Annotated in this window: 14 protein-coding genes; 7 read left to right on the forward strand and 7 right to left on the reverse strand. The window is 72.2% G+C overall.

Features of this window, described 5'->3' with window-relative positions:
* The first annotated feature begins 23 nt into the window (after nt 1–23).
* The 5 genes from sucB to HDA32_RS19230 all read left to right on the forward strand — a co-directional run bounded on the left by sucB (nt 24) and on the right by HDA32_RS19230 (nt 5,286).
* Nucleotides 24–1,475, forward strand: a complete 1,452-nt coding sequence (gene sucB, locus HDA32_RS19210) for a 2-oxoglutarate dehydrogenase, E2 component, dihydrolipoamide succinyltransferase (RefSeq protein WP_179646795.1) — start codon at nt 24–26, stop codon at nt 1,473–1,475.
* Between the two features lie 334 nt (nt 1,476–1,809).
* Nucleotides 1,810–2,718: a TIGR01777 family oxidoreductase gene (locus HDA32_RS19215; protein WP_179644541.1), complete on the forward strand. Its 909-nt coding sequence runs from the start codon at nt 1,810–1,812 to the stop codon at nt 2,716–2,718.
* Nucleotides 2,719–2,728: 10 nt separating this feature from the next.
* On the forward strand, nt 2,729–3,445 hold the full coding sequence (gene lipB / locus HDA32_RS19220; protein ID WP_312863242.1) for a lipoyl(octanoyl) transferase LipB: 717 nt from the start codon (nt 2,729–2,731) through the stop codon (nt 3,443–3,445).
* Between the two features lie 63 nt (nt 3,446–3,508).
* Complete coding sequence (gene lipA, locus HDA32_RS19225) at nt 3,509–4,453, forward strand: lipoyl synthase (protein ID WP_179644543.1); 945 nt, start codon at nt 3,509–3,511, stop codon at nt 4,451–4,453.
* Nucleotides 4,454–4,554: 101 nt separating this feature from the next.
* Nucleotides 4,555–5,286: a DUF4191 domain-containing protein gene (locus HDA32_RS19230; RefSeq protein ID WP_179644544.1), complete on the forward strand. Its 732-nt coding sequence runs from the start codon at nt 4,555–4,557 to the stop codon at nt 5,284–5,286.
* Between the two features lie 253 nt (nt 5,287–5,539).
* Here the strand turns inward: HDA32_RS19230 and HDA32_RS19235 are convergent, their stop codons facing one another.
* A complete protein-coding gene (locus tag HDA32_RS19235; RefSeq protein ID WP_179644545.1) occupies nt 5,540–5,995 on the reverse strand; it encodes an RDD family protein in 456 nt (151 codons plus the stop codon).
* 271 nt (nt 5,996–6,266) lie between these two features.
* Here HDA32_RS19235 and glnA point away from each other — a divergent pair, with 271 nt between their 5' ends.
* Nucleotides 6,267–7,691, forward strand: a complete 1,425-nt coding sequence (glnA, locus tag HDA32_RS19240) for a type I glutamate--ammonia ligase (protein ID WP_179644546.1) — start codon at nt 6,267–6,269, stop codon at nt 7,689–7,691.
* Between the two features lie 256 nt (nt 7,692–7,947).
* On the opposite strand, the gene HDA32_RS19245 is transcribed toward glnA, so the two are convergent.
* From HDA32_RS19245 to HDA32_RS19265, 5 genes are all read right to left on the reverse strand, one after another.
* Entirely contained in the window at nt 7,948–8,490 is a 543-nt protein-coding gene (locus HDA32_RS19245; protein ID WP_179644547.1) for a copper chaperone PCu(A)C, read from the reverse strand.
* Nucleotides 8,490–9,107, reverse strand: coding sequence for an SCO family protein (locus tag HDA32_RS19250; protein WP_179644548.1), 618 nt, complete (start codon nt 9,105–9,107; stop codon nt 8,490–8,492). Before HDA32_RS19250 ends, HDA32_RS19245 begins: the two co-directional genes overlap by 1 nt.
* Before the next feature lie 74 nt (nt 9,108–9,181).
* The gene (locus HDA32_RS19255; RefSeq protein WP_179644549.1) at nt 9,182–9,760 is read right to left on the reverse strand and encodes a hypothetical protein; all 579 of its coding nucleotides are present in this window, start codon (nt 9,758–9,760) and stop codon (nt 9,182–9,184) included.
* Nucleotides 9,761–9,813: 53 nt separating this feature from the next.
* A complete protein-coding gene (locus HDA32_RS19260; protein WP_179646796.1) occupies nt 9,814–10,380 on the reverse strand; it encodes a TetR/AcrR family transcriptional regulator in 567 nt (188 codons plus the stop codon).
* On the reverse strand, nt 10,377–10,700 hold the full coding sequence (locus tag HDA32_RS19265; RefSeq protein WP_179646797.1) for a DMT family transporter: 324 nt from the start codon (nt 10,698–10,700) through the stop codon (nt 10,377–10,379). Before HDA32_RS19265 ends, HDA32_RS19260 begins: the two co-directional genes overlap by 4 nt.
* Nucleotides 10,701–10,874: 174 nt before the next feature.
* On the opposite strand from HDA32_RS19265, the gene HDA32_RS19270 reads away from it, so the two are divergent.
* Nucleotides 10,875–13,895: a bifunctional [glutamine synthetase] adenylyltransferase/[glutamine synthetase]-adenylyl-L-tyrosine phosphorylase gene (locus HDA32_RS19270; protein ID WP_179646798.1), complete on the forward strand. Its 3,021-nt coding sequence runs from the start codon at nt 10,875–10,877 to the stop codon at nt 13,893–13,895.
* Nucleotides 13,896–13,911: 16 nt separating this feature from the next.
* On the opposite strand, the gene HDA32_RS19275 is transcribed toward HDA32_RS19270, so the two are convergent.
* Nucleotides 13,912–14,247 (reverse strand): hypothetical protein, encoded by a 336-nt coding sequence (locus HDA32_RS19275; RefSeq protein ID WP_179644550.1) that lies wholly within the window; start codon nt 14,245–14,247, stop codon nt 13,912–13,914.
* Between the last annotated feature and the right edge of the window lie 374 nt (nt 14,248–14,621).

Here is a 14,621-nt window from a genome sequence, read left to right on the forward strand (position 1 = left end):
ACCCCATGCCGACTTCCGTTTCAATGCCCGCTCTGGGCGAAAGCGTCTCCGAGGGCACCGTCACCCAATGGCTCAAGAAGGAGGGCGACTCCGTCGAGGTCGACGAGCCCCTCCTTGAGGTCTCGACCGACAAGGTCGACACCGAGATCCCGTCGCCGGTCGCCGGTGTCCTGACCAAGATCCTCGTCGCCGAGGACGAGACGGTCGAGATCGGCGCCGATATCGCGGTCATCGGCGAGGGCGGCGAGGCCCCGGCGCAGGAGAGCGCGCCCCCGGCCGAGGAGGCGCAGCCCGAACCCGAGCCCCGGCCGGAGCCCGAGCCCGAACCGGAGCCGGAGCCCGAACCGGAGCCGAAGGCCGAGCCCGCCCCTGCGCCGCAGGCCCGCCCCGAGCCCGAACCGCGACCGCAGGCGCCCGAGGAGCCGCGGCCCGCGCCGCAGCCCCGCGCCAGCCGCGAGGACTCCACCCCGCCGGTCGACGTCGAGACGCTGAGCGGCACCGGGCGGTCCTCCGGAACCGACGCCGACGCCGACACCGCCGGCGCCCCCGAGGCCTACGTCACCCCGCTGGTGCGCAAGCTCGCCGCGGAGCAGGGCGTCGACCTCGGCACCGTCGAGGGCACCGGCGTGGGCGGCCGCATCCGCAAGCAGGACGTCCAGGAGGCCGCCCGCAAGCAGCGCGAGCAGCGCGCGGCCGCTCAGCCCGCCCCCGCCGCTCCGGCGCGGCGCCCGGTGGCGGCCGACACGACCCTGCGCGGGCGTACCGAGAAGATGTCGCGGCTGCGCCAGACCATCGCCGAGCAGATGGTGGAGTCGCTGCACACCTCGGCGCAGCTCACGCAGGTGGTCGAGGCCGACGTCACCAAGATCGCCCGGCTGCGCGGGCTCGCCGCCGAGCAGTTCGAGGCCCGCGAGGGCGTCGAGCTGTCGTTCTTCCCGTTCTTCGCCCTGGCCACGATCGAGGCGCTGAAGGCGCACCCCAAGCTCAACGCCGTCATCGACAGCGCGAAGCAGGAGGTGACCTACCACAGCATCGAGAACCTGGGCGTCTCGGTCGACACCGAGCGCGGCATGCTGGCCCCGGTCATCAAGGACGCGGGCGACCTCAACCTCGGCGGCCTGGCCCGCAAGCTGGCCGACCTCGTCGAGCGCGCGCACACCGGCGGCCTCAACCCCGACGAGCTGAGCGGCGGCACGTTCACGCTGACCGACACCGGCAGCGACGGCGCGCTCTTCGAGACGCCGATCATCAACCAGCCGCAGGTGGGCGTCCTGGGCACCGGCACCGTCGTCAAGCGGCCGGTCGTCGTGGACGACCCGCAGTTGGGCGAGGTCATCACGGTCCGCTCGATGGCCTACCTGTCGCTGAGCTACGACCACCGCCTCATCGACGGCGCCGACGCCGCCCGCTTCCTGAACGACATCAAGGAGCGGCTGGAAGAGGGCTCCTTCGAGGCCGAACTCGGCCTGGCCTGACGGCCCGGCGCGGCGCGGCCGCACGACGCGGCAGCGGGGCGGTACCGATCGGGTACCGCCCCGCTTTCCTCATCCCACCACCCTCGCCCGGCGATCCCCATCACCGGGGCCGAGGCTCCTTTCGCGAAGGACGGGCGACGACCCGGCACCAGTGGTGACCCCGGGCGCATCCGCCGATACCCACCGTAAGGCATCGGTGGTCGGGGACGCAGCGATTCCGCGAAACCGGTGCCGCTTCCGTTCCACCGCCGCTCCGCCGTCCCCGTCCGCGCCGACCGCGCCGACCGCGTCCCGGGCGGCGGATGAGCCTCGGGCGCACGGGTAGGCCCTCGTCATGAGAATCGCGATCACGGGAGCCTCCGGTCTCATCGGGACGGCGCTGAGCCGGTCCCTGACCGACGACGGGCACGACGTCCTGCACCTGGTGCGCCGCCCCGCGCGCACCATGGCCGAGGTCGAATGGGAGCCGGAGCGCGGACGGGTCGACCTCGCCCGGATGGCCGGGACGGAGGCGGTGGTGCACCTGGCCGGGGCGCCCATCGGCCCGGCGCGCTGGACGAGGCGCCACAAGCGCAGGATCCGCGACAGCCGGATCCTGGGCACGCGCACGCTGGCCGCGCGCCTGGCCTCGATGGAGACTCCCCCCGCACGGCTGCTGTCGGGGTCGGGGATCGGCTTCTACGGCGACACCGGGACCACCGTCACCACCGAGGAAGGGCCACGCGGGACCGGTTTCCTGGCCGATCTCGTGGCCGAGTGGGAGGCGGCCACCGAACCCGCCGAGCGGGCCGGGGTCTCAGTGGCGCACCTGCGCACGGGCGTGGTGCTGGCCCGCTCGGGCGGCCTGCTGGGGACCGTGCTGCCCCTCTTCAGGGCCGGCCTGGGCGGCCGGCTGGGAGACGGCCGGCAGTACATGAGCTGGATCGGGCTGGCCGACCAGGTGGCGGCCATCCGCTTCCTGCTGGAGCGGCCCGACATCACCGGGCCGGTCAACCTGAGCGCGCCGGCGCCGGTGCGCAACGCCGACTACACCGCGGCCCTCGGCCGCGCGCTGGGCCGTCCGGCGGTGTTCGCCGTACCGGGGTTCGCGATGCGCGCCGCGCTCGGCGGCTTCGCCGACGAGGCGGCCCTGGTGAGTCAGCGAGCGGTGCCGCAACGCCTGCTGGCGGCCGGTTATTCCTTCCGGCACGGGGATGTCCACAGTGCGATATCCGGCATCCTGGACGGTCACCGCCGGGCGTAAGGTGGGATGTGTGAGTGAGAGTGAACTCGTTTACGCCTGGTTGGGCGAGGCTCCGGTTCCCTACGAGGAGGGCTGGGAGCTCCAGCGGCGGCTCCACGAGCGCCGCGTCGCAGACCAGATCCCCGACACCGTGATCATGCTGGAGCACGAACCGGTCTACACCGCGGGAAAGCGCACCGGCAAGGCCGACCGGCCGCTGACCGACCCCGGCGCCCCCGTCGTCGACATCGACCGCGGCGGCAAGATCACCTGGCACGGTCCCGGTCAGCTCACCGTCTACCCCATCGTCAGGCTCTCCGACCCGATCGACGTCATCGCCTACGTCCGGATGCTGGAGGAGGCGATCATCCGGACGATCGCCGAGTTCGGCCTCTCGGGCGAGCGGGTCGAGGGCCGCACCGGCGTGTGGCTCGACGCCGACCCCGCCCGCGGCCTGACCGAGCGCAAGATCGCGGCGATCGGCTGCCGTATCGCCCGCGGCGTCGGCATGCACGGGTTCGCGCTGAACTGCGACAATGACCTGTCGTGGTTCGACCGGATCGTGCCGTGCGGGATCACCGACGCCGGGGTGACCTCGCTGTCCCGGGAGCTGGGGCGCGACGTCGGCGCGGCCGACGTGCTGCCTCTCGTCGAGCGGCACCTGGCCGATGTGCTCGGCGCGCGGGCGCACAGCCGCGTCGAGGGCGTCCCCGAGCTGCCAGGGCTCCCCGAGCTCATCGATGCCTGATGGCCTGTTCACCGAGTCGAACGACACTCCCCACAAGGGATGACAGGAAGGAAGGGGTCAGCGTTGACCATCGCTCCTGAGGGCCGCAAGCTGCTGCGGATCGAGGCCCGCAACAGCGAGACCCCCATCGAGAAGAAGCCGCCGTGGATCAAGATCAAGGCGAAGATGGGCCCGGAGTACACCGAGCTGCACTCGCTGGTCCGCCGCGAGGGCCTGCACACGGTGTGCCAGGAGGCCGGGTGCCCCAACATCTACGAGTGCTGGGAGGACCGCGAGGCCACCTTCCTCATCGGCGGCGACCAGTGCACCCGGCGCTGCGACTTCTGCCAGATCGCCACGGGCAAGCCGTCCGCGCTGGACCGCCGTGAGCCGCTCAAGGTCGCCGAGTCGGTCCGCACGATGGAGCTGAGGTACGCCACGGTCACCGGCGTCGCCCGCGACGACCTCGACGACGGCGGCGCCTGGCTCTACGCCGAGACCGTCCGCAAGATCCACGAGCTCAACCCCGGCACCGGCGTCGAGCTGCTGATCCCGGACTTCAACGCCGACCCCGCGCAGCTCGCCGAGGTCTTCGGGTCCCGGCCGGAGGTGCTCGCGCACAACATCGAGACCGTCCCGCGGATCTTCAAGCGCATCCGCCCCGGCTTCCGCTACGAGCGCTCCCTCGACGTCATCACCAAGGCCCGCGAGGACGGACTGGTCACCAAGTCCAACCTCATCCTGGGCATGGGCGAGAACCGCGAGGAGATCAGCCAGGCGATGCGCGACCTGCACGAGGCGGGCTGCGACCTGCTGACCATCACCCAGTACCTGCGCCCCTCCAAGCTGCACCACCCGATCGACCGGTGGGTCAAGCCGGAGGAGTTCGTGGAGCTGAGCGAGGAGGCCGAGGAGATCGGCTTCGCCGGGGTGATGTCGGGTCCGCTGGTGCGCTCCTCCTACCGCGCCGGCCGGCTGTACAAGCAGGCGGTGGCCAAGCGCGAGGCCGCGGTCCCGACCGGGAGCTGAAAAGGGCCCGCGGCCGGCCCGCGGGCAACGTAATCAACCTGAAACGGCGGCCTCGGGCTGCCGTTTCACGTATGCTCCGCCATTGGCCATATCCTTGGGGTATGGCGAAGAAGCCCAAGGACACCCAGAACAGCCCGGCGGCCGGCGCCAAGGGCAAGGGCGGCGCTGAGAAGCCTCCCGGCAGGTTCAAGCAGATCGGCATGGTCGCCAAGGTCGTGCGGCAGCAGAGCCCGAAGAGCATCCCGATCGCGGTCGGGGTCGCCCTGGTGGTGCTGGCGCTGGCCGTCCTGGGCGGCTTCCTCACCGGCAGTTGGCTGTACTGGCTGCTGCTCGGCGTTCCGGTGGCCTTCCTGGTCGGTTTCATCGTCTTCACCCGCAGCGCGCAGCGGATCCAGTACAAGATGCTCGACGGCCAGTTGGGCGCGGGCATGGCGGTGCTGGAGAACATGCGCGGCGACTGGAGCGTCGACGCCGGTGTGAACGCCAACCGCAACATGGACATCGTGCACCGCGCGGTGGGCCGCCCGGGCGTGGTGCTGGTCGGCGAGGGCGACCCGCAGCGGCTCAAGCCCCTGATCGCCGCCGAGCGCAAGCGCGTGGCGCGGGTGGCCACCACCCCGATCTACGACGTGCAGGTCGGTCACGGCGAGGGCCAGGTGGCAATCGCCGACCTGCAGAAGCGGATGCTGAAGCTGCCCCGCAACCTGGACAAGGCCGAGGTCGCCGAGTTGCGTTACCGGCTCAAGGCGCTGCCGGCCGCCATGCAGATGCCCAAGGGGCCGATGCCCAAGGGCGTGAAGATGCCGAAGGGCCCCCGGCCGCAGAACCGCTGATCCGGCTCATTCGCCTGCCGAGGCCCCGCACGAAAGGCCCCTTTCGTGCGGGGCCTCGTCGTGGGATCGGCGGGGACCCGAGTCGCCGCACGGCCCCGCACCCGGTCCCGGACGCGGGCCGGGCGAAGAGCCTGGATGTGCTGTTTTCAGGCCCTGCTGAGCCGCTGGTGACCTGGTGGGCTGACGGCGGCCCTCCCCCAGGTCATGCGGTGGTGAACGGAGGACTCCGGCCACAGCTCTCCGAACAACACGTCTAGAAGCGCAGCGTGACGGTGCCGGCCGCGCGGTCGTGCAGGCCGCGCTGGTCGCGGTCGTAGATGACGGCCGGGATCACCAGGCACAGCAGCACGGTGCGCACGGCCATGGCGACCGGCCAGGGGACGGGGCGCTCGCCGGTGGCGGCGATGCGGATGCCGACCATGCGCTTGCCCACGGTGGTGCCGAACAGGGTGAGCAGCCCGATGGTGCTCACCGCGAAGACCAGGAGGGTGATGTTGGCGACGGCGGAGGTGTCGGCGCCGAAGAGCGCGTAGGTCACCGCGAGGCTGAGCAGCCAGTCCAGGAAGATGGCCGCCAGCCGGCGCCCCATCCCGGGGACCGAGCCGCTGCCCGTCTCCGGCAGGCCGAGCCGGTTGCCCCGGTGGACGAATCCGGTGTCGTCCACGCCGTCGGCGGATCCGCGGCCGCCCCGGCCGTCGTCGTTACCCATGGTCATCACGTTACCGGGGCGCTCCGGCACACCGGGACCGGCCCCGCGGGCCGACGGGCCTTGACCGCAACCTTGACCGGAACGGGGTTGATTCCTCAGGTCAGAGGGAAGAGAACAGGGTCTGTAACATAGGCGAAACATTGGGGACACGGCTCGGAAATGGACCCCTCCTAGCGTCGACGGCGTAGTCAAGAGGTGACGGGGGTCGGATGTTCGCATCGAAGCGAACGGCCTACCCGCGTCGCCTCTTATACCTGCACGGAGGTAAGTCTTGTTCAGCAGCGCCGATGAGGTCCTCACCTATATTCGCGATGAGGGCGTCCAATTCCTCGACGTACGGTTCACCGATCTCTTCGGTGGAGTCAACCACATCACCCTCCCGGTGGAGAACGTCGACGAGGACACCTTCGCCAACGGCATGATGTTCGACGGGTCGTCGATCCGCGGCTTCCAGGCCATCCACGAGTCGGACATGCTGCTGCTGCCCGACTTCAGCACCGCCGTCCTGGATCCGTTCCGCGAGTTCAAGACGCTGAACATGACCTTCTTCGTGCACGACCCGTTCACGCTGGAGTCCTACAGCCGCGACCCGCGCAACGTCGCGCGCAAGGCCGAGGCCTACCTCAAGGGCACCGGGATCGCCGACACCGCGTTCTTCGGCCCTGAGGCCGAGTTCTACATCTTCGACGACGTCCAGTTCGAGACGAAGGCCAACACCGGCTTCTACTCGATCGACTCCATCGAGGGCGCCTGGAACACCGGCGCGGCGCGCAACGGCGGCAACCTGGGTTACCGCCCCCGCTACAAGGGCGGCTACTTCCCGGTCGAGCCGGTCGACCACTACAGCGACCTGCGCTCCCGGATGGTGCGCGCGCTGATCGACGCCGGGCTGCCGGTCGAGCTGCAGCACCACGAGGTCGGCACCGCCGGACAGGCCGAGATCGGCATCGAGTTCGGCACACTGCTGCAGGAGGCCGACCGCGTCCAGCTCTACAAGTACATCGTCAAGAACGTCGCCAACGCCGCGGGCAAGACCGTGACGTTCATGCCGAAGCCGCTGTTCGGCGACAACGGCTCGGGCATGCACTGCCACCAGAGCCTGTGGAAGGACGGCGAGCCGCTGTTCTTCGACGAGACCGGCTACGCCCAGCTCTCCGACACCGCGCGCTACTACATCGGCGGCCTGCTCAAGCACGCCTCGGCGCTGCTCGCCTTCACCAACCCGACGGTGAACTCCTACCACCGCCTGGTGCCGGGCTACGAGGCCCCGATCAACCTGGTGTACTCGCAGCGCAACCGCTCCGCCTGCATCCGCATCCCGCTGACCGGCTCCAACCCCAAGGCCAAGCGCCTGGAGTTCCGGGTTCCGGACCCCTCGGCAAACCCCTACCTGGCCTTCTCCGCCATGCTGATGGCCGGCATCGACGGCATCAAGAACAAGATCGAGCCGCCGGAGCCGATGGACAAGGACCTCTACGAGCTCCCGCCCGAGGAGGCCACCGCGATCGAGAAGGTGCCGGCGTCCCTGGACGAGGCGCTGGACGCCCTGGAGGCCGACCACGAGTTCCTGCTGGAGGGCGGCGTCTTCACCGAGGACCTGCTCGCCAACTACATCGACTACAAGCGCACGGTCGAGATCGACTCCCTGCGGCTGCGCCCGCACCCGCGCGAGTTCGAGCTCTACTACGACATCTGATCGGTGTTTGACGGCCGGGTGTGCAGGGGGTCGGCTGCCGCGGTGCGCGCAGCGCCGACGGCGCAGCGGGTCCGCGCCTCGGAAGTTCCACCCCGCCCCGCAGACTCGGCGGTCGAAGCTCGATGAGTCCGTGCCCGCCGAGCCGCACGGACGGGTCCCCGGCCTTCGCCGGGCGTACATCGGGCTCGCTCCGCGTCCTCCGAGGGGCCATCGACCGGGCAGTCGGTGGCCCCTCGCGCTCTGCGGGGCCGGAGGGTCAGCCGTGCCCGCGGTGGCCGTCCATACCGGTGGAGCCGCCCATCGGATCCTCGACCGCGGCCTCGACGGAGATCTCACCCGAGGTCTCGAAGACCAGGGTCAGCTCGACCGTGTCGCCGGCCTCGAACCCGTCGGGCTCCATGAGCATCAGGTGCGTCCCTCCACTGCGCAGTTCCACGGTCTCCCCGGCGGGGACGGCGACCTCCCGCCGCCGCTCCATCATCATGACGCCGTCCTCCTCCCTGGTGTCGTGGATCTGCACTTCGGCGGCCGCGTCGGTGCGCACGCCCGTCAGCGTGTCGGCGGCACCGCCGGTGTTGTCGATCACCAGGTACCCGGCCGTCACGTCGGGGGTGGCCGGCACGCGCACGGCCGCGCCCTCGACGGCGATGTCGGGGCCGGGGGAGGTCGCGGCGGAGGTCTCGGAACCGGGCTGCTCCGCGGAGTCCGCCGAGCCGCAGCCGGCCAGGGCCCCGAGCGCCAGCAGTGCGGCGGCCACCACCGGGGCGCGTCCGGCGGCAGCGGGTCTCGATCCGGGCATCAGGCCTCCTCCAGCAGCAGGCGCAGGTCCTCGGCGATCGCGTCGGGCTCGGTGCCGTAGCGCCACATGAGCTCGGACTCCCCCTCCGGGGAGAACACCAGGGTCTGGCTGCCGTGGCCCACCTGGTAGTTGCCGGTACGGTCTTCAGGGCGCTCGATCGAGACGGCGAGTTCTTCGGCCGCGGAGTCGATGTCGGCGGTCTCCCCGGTGAGGCCGGTGAAAGAGGAGTCGAAGGAGTCCAGCCACATCCGCAGCACTTCGGTGTCGTCGCGATCGGGGTCGGCGGTCACGAAGACCACGTCGACCCCTTCGCGCTGCTCGGGTTCGAGTAGCTGAACGGCCTGGGCCATGTCGGCCATCGTGGTGGGGCAGATGTCGGGGCAGTTGGTGAAGCCGAAGAACACGGCGGTGGTGCTGCCCGCGGAGTCCTCCCTGAGGTTGTAGTCCTCCCCTGAGGTGTCGGTGAGGGTGATGTCGGGCAGCTCGAACGTGCCGCCGATCTCGGTGCCGTTGTAGGGCGAGTCGTCGCCCGCACCGGTCGGTCCGGCCGGTGCGGCGCACGCCGCCAGGGTCGTCAGCAGGGCGAGCCCGCCGACGACCGGAACACTGAAGCGCATGGGAACTTCCAGGACGTGGGTGGGGCGCCCGGGGCGACACGGCCGCGGGCGCGGAGAAGAAGGGGTTCGGGAGGCTAGAACGCCGGTGGCGGGGCGCGGCCGGACACGGCGTGGCGCAGGACGCGCAGCCGCGGCGTCGGCACCAGGCCGCGGCCGTACCTGCGCGGCGGCCGCGCGGCGGGGTGCGCGCCGATGCCCGGCGGGGGCGGCAGCAGAGCGGCGCGCAGCCAGTGCAGCACGGCCCACAGCGCGTCCTCGCCCGCGGCCAGCCACCAGCCGGTGACCAGCGCGGCCCACGCGTGCGCCACGGCCATGCCGGGGAGGTCGCCCGTCAGCAGGCCGGACGCGCAGGCGTGGCCCAGCGTCCGCGCGAACCCGTCCGCGGACGGGGCCGCACCGGAGGCCGCGGCACCGAACAGCGCGTGCAGCAGCCCCTGCGCCGCCAGCAGAGCGGCGATGAGACAGGCCCGGGACCGCGGGCGGGCGGCGAACGGCAGCGCCGCCGCCGCGGTTCCGGCGACGGCGGCGCCGAAGAGCGTCCCGCCCGGCGCCGCCCCGCCGGCGATGACGTGCCCGGCCAGCGCCATTCCGGCGCAGACGACCGCGAAGAGGGTCGCCCGCAGGGCGCGGAAGGTCAGCCGGTCTCGGGTCATGGCGGGGACCATCATTCCAGCGGGTCGGCGAGGCGCCGATCCGGGTCCGGCGATCAGTCCAGCCGCAGCACGTGGCGCAGCACGGCGCGCACATCCGATGCGGTGACGGCCTGCTCCTCCAGCAGGGCCTGCAGGCACAGGCCGTCGGCTGCGGCGACGGTGGCGCGGACGGCGACCGGGTCGTCGGTGTGCCTGCGGGCCATGTCGGCGACCATCTCCATCCAGCGACGAGCGATGGGCCGCAGGGCCGGGCGGCGCACGGCGAGCAGGGTCAGCTCGTACTCGGCCAGCACCCGGCGGCGGCCGGTCTCGCCGACCTCGGCGATCAGCTCGGTCATGCCGTCGATGTCCTCGGTTCCGCCCTCGACGATGCGGCGGAGCTGGCGGGTGTAGGCGTCGGCGGCCGCGGTGAGCGCCGCGACGAGGAGGTCGTCGAGCGTGGCGAAGTAGTAGGTGGCCGAGCTGGCCGGGACGCCGGCCTCCTTGGCGACCGCGCGGTGGGTCACGCCCGCGACCCCGTCGCGCTCGACCACGCGCAGCGTGGCCGCGATGAGCTCGGAGCGGCGCCGCCGCCCTCGGGCCAGCCTGCCGTCGGTGTGCCCGGCCTCGTGCCGGTTCAGTGTGCGCCCCCCATCTCCAGAGCGGCGACGCCCGCGATGACCAGGACCAGGCCGCCGACCTGGACCCAGGTCAGGGTGTCGCCGAGGAAGAGCGCGCCGATGACCGCCACCAGGAGGACTCCGAGCGCCGCCCAGATCCCGTAGGCCACCCCGATGCTCATCCCCTGCTTGAGCACCTGAGCGAGCAGGTAGAACGCGACGAGGTAGCCGACGGCCGTCACCAGTGACGGCACCGGTCGGGTGAAGCCCTCGGAGAAGCGGAGCGCGATCGTCCCGGTGACCTCGGCGAGGATGGCGCCGATCAGCATCAACCACGTCATCGTGGACTCTCCTGGGAACGGGGCCGCACACGGCCGGAAAAACTTGGACATCAGTTCAACTACTTCAGTCTACCCCCGCCCCGCGCCGGCCGCCCGCCGCAGGTGGGGCGGTATCGCTCCTCCCCGGTGCGCGGCGGATCGGGCTACGGTATTGGAGTGGCATCTCGCGACAGGATGGGGACGACCGCGGGCGCGCTGGCGCGGCGGGGCTTCATGGACTCCGCCCGGGCCGGACGGCTCATCGCGGAGGCGGGGCTCGATCCCGAACGGCACGCCGACCTGATCGGGGCGCTCAGCGGGGCGGTCGACCCCGACCTCGCGCTGCTCGGGCTGACCCGGGTGCTGGAGCGCTCCCCCGACCCCGAGGAGGTCTGCACGGCGCTGTGCGAGGACCCCGACCTGCGCGCCCGGCTGGTCCAGGTGCTCGGGGCGAGCGTGGCGCTCACCGACCACCTCGTCCGCCACCCCGAGGACTGGCGGGAGCTGCACGGGGCCGACGCCGCCCGCGCGCCCGAGCCCGAGGAGCTGCGCGCCGGGCTGCTGCACATCGTCGGCGCCGACCCCAACGCGGCCGCGCCGGCCGCCGACCCGGCCGGGGGCGGCCCCGAGGATCCGGCGCACGCGCTGCGGGTCGCCTACCGGCGCCGCGTGCTGCGGCTGGCCGGGCGCGACCTCACCGGCGTCAGCGACTTCGAGCAGGTCTCCGCCGAACTCGCCGACCTGGCCGCCGCCACCCTGGAGGCCGCGCTGGCGATCGCCCGCTTCCAGGCGCCCGACGACGCGGCCCTGTGCCGGCTCGCCGTGATCGGCATGGGCAAGTGCGGCGGGCGCGAATTGAACTACGTCAGCGACGTCGACGTGGTCTTCGTGGCCGAGCCGGCCGAAGGCGTCGAGGACGAGCAGGCCGCGCTGCGCGCCGCAGCCCGGCTGGCCGCGGCGATGATGCGCGTCCCCGGCGAGACCGACAGCGAGGGCATGCTCTGGCAGGTCGACGCCGCGCTGCGGCCGGAGGGCAGGAACGGGCCGCTGGTGCGCCCGCTGGCCGGCCACGTCGCCTACTACGAGCGCTGGGCCAAGACCTGGGAGTTCCAGGCCCTGCTCAAGGCGAGGCCGATCGCCGGGGACGCCGAACTCGGCGCGGCCTACGCCAAGGCCATCACCCCTCTGGTGTGGGAGGCCGCCGGGCGACCGCACTTCGTCGACGACGTGCAGGCCATGCGCCGCCGCGTCGAGGCCCACATCCCGCCCACGCAGGCCGACCGCCAGCTCAAGCTCGGTCCCGGCGGCCTGCGCGACGTCGAGTTCGCGGTGCAGCTGCTGCAGCTCGTGCACGGCCGGGGCGACGAGACCCTGCGCGCCGGCGGCACGCTGGCCGCGCTGGCGGCCCTGTCCAGGGGCGGGTACGTGGGCCGCGAGGACGCGGCGGGGCTCGCCGACGCCTACCGGTTCCTGCGCCGCGTGGAGCACCTGCTCCAGCTCTACCGGCTGCGCCGCACCCACCTGCTGCCCGACCCCGACACCGCCGACGGAGAGGAGCAGCTGCGCCGGCTGGGCCGCGCGCTCGGCTTCACCGCGAATCCGGTCACCGGTCTGGCCTCGGTCTGGCGGCGGCGGGTCGGCGAGGTGCGCCGGCTGCACGAGAAGCTGTTCTACCGGCCGCTGCTCAACGCCGTCGCGCGGCTGCCCGGGGAGGAGGCCCGGCTCTCCCCCGAGCAGGCGCGGGTCCGGCTGGAGGCGCTGGGCTTCGTCGACCCGGCCGGGGCACTGCGCCACCTGGAGTCGCTGACCTCGGGGGTGACGCGCCGCGCGGCCATACAGCGCACGCTGTTGCCGGTGATGCTGGGCTGGTTCGCCGACGCCCCCGACCCCGACGCCGGCCTGCTGGGGTTCCGCCGGGTCAGCGAGGCGCTGGGGACCACCCCCTGGTACCTGCGGCTGCTGCGCGACGACGTGCGGGTGGCCGAGCGGATGGCCTGGCTGCTGGGCACCAGCCGCTACGCCACCGACCTGCTGCTGCGCGCGCCCGAGGCCGTGGCCGTCCTCGCCGACGACGCCGACCTGGTCCAGCGCCGCAACGCCGAGCTCTCCGTCGAGGCCGATTCGGCCCTGCGCCGGCACGACACCGCTGAGAACGCGGTGGCCGCGGTGCGCGCGCTGCGCCGCAGGGAGCTGCTGCGCACCGCGGCGGCCGACCTGCTGGAGGTCACCGGGGTGGAGGGGGTGGGCGACGCGCTCACCGCGATCTCGGCGGTCACGATCGACGCCGCGCTGCGCGCCGCGACCATGCGCGTGGAGTGGGAGCGCGGCGAGCAGGCCTGCACGCGGCTGTGCGTGGTGGGCATGGGCCGGTTCGGCGGCAACGAGCTCAGCTACGCCAGCGACGCCGACGTGATGTTCGTGCACGAGCCTCTGCCGGGCGCGACCCCGGAGGCGGCCACCCGGACGGCCGGCGCCATCGTCAGGGAGCTGCGCCGGCTCCTGGAGCTGCCTGCGGCCGAGCCGCCGCTGCGCCTGGACGCCGACCTGCGCCCGGAGGGCCGCAGCGGGCCGATGGTGCGCACGCTGGACTCCTACGCCGCCTACTACGCCCGCTGGTCGGCGGCCTGGGAGAGCCAGGCGCTGCTGCGGGCGGTCCCGGTGGCCGGCGACGCCGCGCTGGGCGAGCGGTTCACCGCGCTGATCGACCCGATCCGCTACCCCGAGGGCGGCGTGAGCGACAAGGCGGTGCGCGAGATCCGCCGGCTCAAGGCCCGGATGGAGGCCGAGCGGCTGCCGCGCGGCGCCGATCCGACGCTGCACACCAAGCTGGGCAGGGGCGGACTGTCCGACGTGGAGTGGGTGGCCCAGTTGCTCCAGCTCCGCTACGCCCACCGCATCCCCGAGCTGCGCACCACCGGCACGCTGCGGGTGCTCGACGTCGCGGCGCAGACCGGCCTGATCGATCCGGAGGACGGCGCGACCCTGGAGATCGCCTGGCGCCTGGCCGCCCGGGTGCGCGGCATGATCATGCTGGTGCGCGGCAAGGGCGGCGACTCCATCCCCATGGACCTGCGGGAGCGCTCCGCGATCGCCGGAGCGCTGGGGTATCGCACCGAGGAGGACGGTGAGGGCGCGGCCGAGCTGCTGCTCCAGGACTACTGGCGCGTCACCCGCCGCGCCCGCGCGGTGATGGAGCGGGCCTTCTACGACGACTAGCCGCGGGGCCCGGGGGTTACCAGAAGACGGCGACGGCGATGTTGACGACGGCCAGCACGCCGGCCGCGGTGGCGAGCTTCACGTTGGGCCCGCGCAGGTTGAGCACTCCCAGCACGGCGATGGCGAGGGCGACCACCAGCTTCACGGCGATCTTCACGTGGTCGACGTCGCCGTCGCCCATTTCGGCGACGCCCACCAGCAGCAGGCCGGTGACCAGTTGGAGCAGGGAGCTGTGCAACAGCACCTTGGTGGACTTGGCGTGGCCGGTGATGAGCTGCATCAGCCAGCCGCTGATGATGCCGGCCAGGCCGAGCATGTGGAGGAACACGAGCGCGGAGTAGACGATGTCCATGATCCACAACCTACTACGGCGCGTAGTAGGTCGGGTCCACCCCCCATGACACGGTGGCATCACGTTTCCCCGGTGCGCGACCGGAGGGCCCCGGAGCGCGGCGGACCCGTGGAAGATCCACCCGCTCCGACCACCCCTGATTCGCAAAAAATTTCAGGACTTGCAGGAGGAGCGCACCCTCGCCGCTCCCCACCCGCCCCGCACGGCAGAGACCTCTTACCCCCGACAAAGAGACGAACGGCCGTATCGGCCCACTTCCGGCAATCCGCTGGAATCTCACCAGAGGTGTTCACAAATCGGTCGGCGGTTGTTACCTTCAACACACTTGAAAGTTCTTGCAGTCTTTTCAATCTTTGCAAGACCGCTTTCGGGTG

Source organism: Spinactinospora alkalitolerans (assembly GCF_013408795.1).
Taxonomy (GTDB): domain Bacteria; phylum Actinomycetota; class Actinomycetes; order Streptosporangiales; family Streptosporangiaceae; genus Spinactinospora; species Spinactinospora alkalitolerans.

What these genes read in the sequence shown, in the direction of transcription:
- sucB (WP_179646795.1), top strand. Translation starts at nt 24, where the DNA reads ATGCCCGCTCTGGGCGAAAGCGTCTCCGAGGGCACCGTCACCCAATGG.
- HDA32_RS19215 (WP_179644541.1), top strand. Translation starts at nt 1,810, where the DNA reads ATGAGAATCGCGATCACGGGAGCCTCCGGTCTCATCGGGACGGCGCTG.
- HDA32_RS19230 (WP_179644544.1), top strand. Translation starts at nt 4,555, where the DNA reads ATGGCGAAGAAGCCCAAGGACACCCAGAACAGCCCGGCGGCCGGCGCC.
- HDA32_RS19235 (WP_179644545.1), bottom strand. Translation starts at nt 5,995, where the DNA reads ATGGGTAACGACGACGGCCGGGGCGGCCGCGGATCCGCCGACGGCGTG.
- HDA32_RS19245 (WP_179644547.1), bottom strand. Translation starts at nt 8,490, where the DNA reads ATGCCCGGATCGAGACCCGCTGCCGCCGGACGCGCCCCGGTGGTGGCC.
- HDA32_RS19250 (WP_179644548.1), bottom strand. Translation starts at nt 9,107, where the DNA reads ATGCGCTTCAGTGTTCCGGTCGTCGGCGGGCTCGCCCTGCTGACGACC.
- HDA32_RS19255 (WP_179644549.1), bottom strand. Translation starts at nt 9,760, where the DNA reads ATGACCCGAGACCGGCTGACCTTCCGCGCCCTGCGGGCGACCCTCTTC.
- HDA32_RS19265 (WP_179646797.1), bottom strand. Translation starts at nt 10,700, where the DNA reads ATGACGTGGTTGATGCTGATCGGCGCCATCCTCGCCGAGGTCACCGGG.
- HDA32_RS19270 (WP_179646798.1), top strand. Translation starts at nt 10,875, where the DNA reads ATGGGGACGACCGCGGGCGCGCTGGCGCGGCGGGGCTTCATGGACTCC.
- HDA32_RS19275 (WP_179644550.1), bottom strand. Translation starts at nt 14,247, where the DNA reads ATGGACATCGTCTACTCCGCGCTCGTGTTCCTCCACATGCTCGGCCTG.